4 protein-coding genes are annotated in these 4,311 nt (G+C 72.0%); all 4 read right to left on the reverse strand.

Going from position 1 to position 4,311, the window contains the following annotated elements:
• Positions 1–203: 203 nt before the first annotated feature.
• Complete coding sequence (locus K206_RS0119570; protein WP_020204087.1) at positions 204–1,508, reverse strand: glycosyltransferase WbuB; 1,305 nt, start codon at positions 1,506–1,508, stop codon at positions 204–206.
• A gap of 56 nt (positions 1,509–1,564) precedes the next feature.
• Positions 1,565–2,743 (reverse strand): glycosyltransferase family 4 protein, encoded by a 1,179-nt coding sequence (locus tag K206_RS0119575; protein ID WP_043366920.1) that lies wholly within the window; start codon positions 2,741–2,743, stop codon positions 1,565–1,567.
• Between the two features lie 19 nt (positions 2,744–2,762).
• Positions 2,763–3,752: a GDP-L-fucose synthase gene (locus K206_RS0119580; RefSeq protein ID WP_020204089.1), complete on the reverse strand. Its 990-nt coding sequence runs from the start codon at positions 3,750–3,752 to the stop codon at positions 2,763–2,765.
• 41 nt (positions 3,753–3,793) lie between these two features.
• Positions 3,794–4,311: GDP-mannose 4,6-dehydratase (locus K206_RS0119585; RefSeq protein WP_020204090.1), on the reverse strand; the 518-nt coding region annotated here is incomplete at its 5' end.

The raw sequence follows: 4,311 nt of genomic DNA on the forward strand, positions 1-4,311 counted from the left end.
GGCGGGCCCGCGCGGCGCGCGCGCGCCGCGGCGCCGGCCGGCCCGCGCATGGCGCGGCCATGCGGCTGCCCGCGGGCAGCGCTGCCTGTTGTGTAGCGGACATCTTGCTTTTCCCCCAACTGTTCTTGTACCCGTCCAGCCCGGCTTGCCTGTTCCTCCGCTCTCCCCTTGTCCTTTGCCTGTTCCCTACGTGTGTTGCGGCGCTACTCCGTCTTGCCCGGCCGCAGCGCGTGCGCCGCCAGGTCTTCCGCGCCGCGCGGGTCCGCCGCCTGCGGCTGCTCGGGGTCCTCGCCGCACAGCGCGCGCAGCCGCGCGTCGAGGCGCGCGAGCACGGCGCCGGAGGACAGCGTGGCCTCGGCATAGGCGCGCGCCGCCGCGCCCAGCCCGGCGCGGCGCGCGGCGTCCGCGGCCAGCGTCTTGATGGCGGTGGCGAGCGCATCGATGTCGTCGGGCGGCACCGCCACGCCGCGCCCCGCCACCGCGGCGAACAGCTCGGTGCCGGCATTGGCCATCGCCACGGTCGGGCGGCCGCTGGCCAGCATGCCGGTGAGCTTGGACGGCATCACGAGGTCGGCCGCGTCGCCGCGCTGCGGCAGCACGTGGATGTCCGCGAGGTTGAGCAGCTCGTTGAGGCGGTCGGCCGGCTGCAGCGGCAGGAAGCGGCAGTTCTCCAGGCCCGCGCAGTAGGTCTCGAGCATGGGACGCGCCGGGCCGGTGCCGCAGAACACGAAGGTGATGCCGGCATGGCCGGCCAGCGCCGCCACCGCGCACACCAGCACTTCCAGGCCCTGCTTCTCGCCCATGTTGCCGGCGTACAGCACCACGATCTGCCCGGGCGCGATGCCGAGCTCCCCGCGATAGGCGCTGGGCCGCCCGAGCGGAAAGATCGCCGCGGTGTCGACCCAGTTCGGCAGGCGGAACACGCGCGCGGCGCTCACGCCCTTGCGCGCGGCGTGCTCGGCCATCTTTTCCGAGATGGTGGACACCACGTCGAAGCGGCGCATCAGGAAGCGCTCCACCGCCAGCGCCGCGCGCCGCAGCCACGGGCGCCGCAGCAGGCCCAGCCCGAAGGCGGCGTCGACCTCGTAGTCCTGCACGTGCAGCCAGCTCCTGGCGCCGGCCAGGCGCGCCAGCGCCAGCGCCGCCGGCACGCTCATCAGGCTGGGCGCCACCGCGATGACGGCGTGCGGGCGCCACGCGGCCTGCGCCGCCAGCGCGGGCAGCGCGCCCAGCGCGAAGCTGGCCAGGTGCAGCAGGCGCGTGGCGCCGGTGGGCCGGCGCGGCACCCACAGCGGGGCGCGGTAGACCCGCACCCCGCCGCGCCACTCGCGGCTGTAGCGCGTGGCCGAATAGCCTTCGCCGACGCGCCAGTCCGGGTAGTAGGGCGGCGCGCAGACCACGCGGACCTCGTGGCCGGCGGCCGCCAGCGCCTCGGCCATCTCGGCCGTGTACTTGCCGGTTCCGGTCAGCTCCGGTGCGTAGTTCTGTCCGCAGACGAGGATTCTCACGGGTCGCTCCATCGAATTTGCGCGCGTGGCCCTGGGGCCGGGATGCCGCCGGCGCTTCAGGTGTGCACGCCGCCGGCGTGCTGGCGCAGGTCCGGCTCGCTGAGCATCGCCGCGCAGCCGCGCGCGATGTTCGATGCCGCGCTGGCGGGATCGAAGCGCCGGATCACGGCCAGGCAGCGCTCGGCGGTGGCCTGGGTGTCGGCGAAGGCCGCCACCGCGCGCGCCATGCCGGCCTGCAGCGCGGCGGCGTCGCGCACCGGCACCGCGAAGCCGGTCTCGCCTTCCAGCACCAGCTCGGGCACGCAGCCGCAGATGTCGCTGGCCACCGTCGGGCAGCCGTGGCTGAGCGCCTCGTTGACCACCAGGCCCCACGGCTCGCTGTAGCTCGGCAGCACCATGCACAGCGCGCGGTAGTACTCCTGCGACAGTTCCTCGTCCTGCTTGCTGCCGACCAGCTCCACCGCGTCCTCGATGCCGAGGCTGGCCGCCATCTGGCGCAGCGTGCCGGCCAGCGGGCCGGTGCCGACCATGCGCAGCGTCGCCGCGGGCAGTTGCCCGCGCAGCCCGGCGAAGGCGACCAGCAGGGTATCGAGCCCCTTTTCCTCGGACAGCCGGCCCACGTAGAGGAACACCGGCTTGCCGTCGGCGCGGTGGCTCAGCCGCTGGCGCACCACCTGCTCGGGCTGGTACGTGGCCGGCATGGCGGCCGCCTGGCATGGCGTGAAGATGCGCTCGGGCCGCGCGCCGAGCGACATCAGGTATTCGCGGCTGCGCTCGCCGAAGCCGAAATAGCCGTGGCACAGCGAGAAGAACAGCCGCTTGGGAATCGACGTCACCATGCGCCGCGGCCGGTCGTGCCCGGTGGAGTCGCAGAACACCGCGCGCCGCTTGCCGGTGACGATGCAGGCCAGCAGCATGGCCCAGTATTCGGGCCGGTGGTAGCCGGGCAGCACCACCAGCTCGCTCCTGGCCTTGATCACTTCCCAGGTCAGGCGCGCGGTCATCTTCCAGCGCGGCACGTCCTCGTAGCAGCCGGCGTAGAGCTGGTGCATCGGGTACTTGTGGAACGAGTAGTCGACGTCGGAGAAGCCCACGCGGTAGTACTCGGTCTCCGCGATCTGCACCATCGTGTAGCGGATCGGGCTGGCCGCCGACTGGCTGTACAGCGCCGACAGCACGGCGCCCTTGTGGCGCGACCAGACGACGTTGTGGAATATGGTCACTGAAGCTGCCATGATTCGCTCCTTTATCTCGTCACTCGATGACGGCGCTTGCCTGTGCGCCGGCCTCGGCCGGCGCACCCCCGGGCATCACGCCATCCCTGCGCGCCGCGTACTCCCGGTAGACGGCTTCGAGGCCTTGGTCGAGGCCGATCGCGGGCTGCCAGCCAAGCTGCGCGAGGCGCGACACGTCGAGCCGCTTGCTCGGCGTGCCGTCCGGCTTCGCGGCGTCGAACACCAGGCCGCCGCGAAAACCCGCCACGCGGCAGATGCGCTCGGCCAGCTCGCGGATCGGCAGGTCGGCGCCGGTGCCCACGTTGAACACGCCTTCGGCCACGCCGCGCTCGAGCACGAACAGCGTCGCCGCGGCGAGGTCGTCGACGTGGAGGAATTCGCGCCGCGGCGTGCCGGTGCCCCAGACCTGCAGGCTCGGCGCGCCCTCCTTGACCGCGGTGTAGGCCTTGCTGACCAGCGCCGGCAGCACGTGGCTGGTGGCCAGGTCGTAGTTGTCGTTGGGGCCGTACAGGTTGGTCGGCATCAGCGAGACGTAGCGCGTGCCGTACTGCCGGTTGTAGGCCTCGCACAGCTTCAGCCCGGCGATCTTGGCGATGGCGTAGGCCTCGTTGGTGCGCTCCAGCGGCCCGCTCAGCAGGTATTCCTCGCGGATCGGCTGCGGGCAGTCGCGCGGATAGATGCACGACGAGCCGAAGAACACCAGCCGGCTCACGCCGGCCTGGTAGGCGGCGTGGATCACGTTGGTCTCGATCGCCAGGTTCTCGTAGAGGAAGTTGACCGGCCGCAGCGCGTTGGCGAGGATGCCGCCGACGCGCGCCGCGGCCAGCAGCACCACGTCGATGCCCTCGTCGGCGAAGAAGCGGTGCACCGCGCCCTGGTCGGTCAGGTCCAGCTCGGCGCGGCTGCGCGTGACGAGGTTGCGGTATCCCGCGGCGCGCAGCCGGCGCAGCAGCGCGGAGCCCACCATGCCGTTGTGCCCGGCGATATAGATGACGGCGTCTTTTTTCATGGCTCTCGATGCTCGATGGTCGTTTCGCTTGCGGATCGGCCCTACTCGTGGTGTTCCAGCGCCTGGAAGCCGGCCAGCGTCACCAGCGCGTCGCGCCGGGCGATCTGGAAGTCGGCCCGCACCATCTCCTTGACCAGCCTGGAGAACGGCGTGGCGGGCGACCAGCCGAGCTTGTCGTGGGCCTTGGACGGATCGCCGAGCAGCGTCTCCACCTCGGTCGGGCGGAAGTACTTGGGATCCACGCGCACGATCACCTTGCCCGGCGACAGGCGGGTCTCCTTGCCCTGCACGCGCTCGACCACGCCCACCTCGTCCACGCCCGTGCCTTCGAAACGCACCGTCACGCCGAGCTCGGCCGCGGCGCACTGCACGAACTCGCGCACGCTGTACTGCACGCCGGTGGCGATGACGAAGTCCTCGGGCTTTTCCTGCTGCAGCATCAGCCACTGCATCTCGACGTAGTCGCGCGCGTGGCCCCAGTCGCGCAGCGCCGACAGGTTGCCCAGGTAGAACTCGTCCTGCAGCCCGACGGCGATGCGCGAGATCGCGCGCGTGATCT

The sequence above is a fragment of the Cupriavidus sp. WS genome (assembly GCF_000395345.1).
Taxonomy (GTDB): domain Bacteria; phylum Pseudomonadota; class Gammaproteobacteria; order Burkholderiales; family Burkholderiaceae; genus Cupriavidus; species Cupriavidus basilensis_B.

What these genes read in the sequence shown, in the direction of transcription:
- K206_RS0119580 (WP_020204089.1), bottom strand. Translation starts at nt 3,752, where the DNA reads ATGAAAAAAGACGCCGTCATCTATATCGCCGGGCACAACGGCATGGTG.
- K206_RS0119575 (WP_043366920.1), bottom strand. Translation starts at nt 2,743, where the DNA reads ATGGCAGCTTCAGTGACCATATTCCACAACGTCGTCTGGTCGCGCCAC.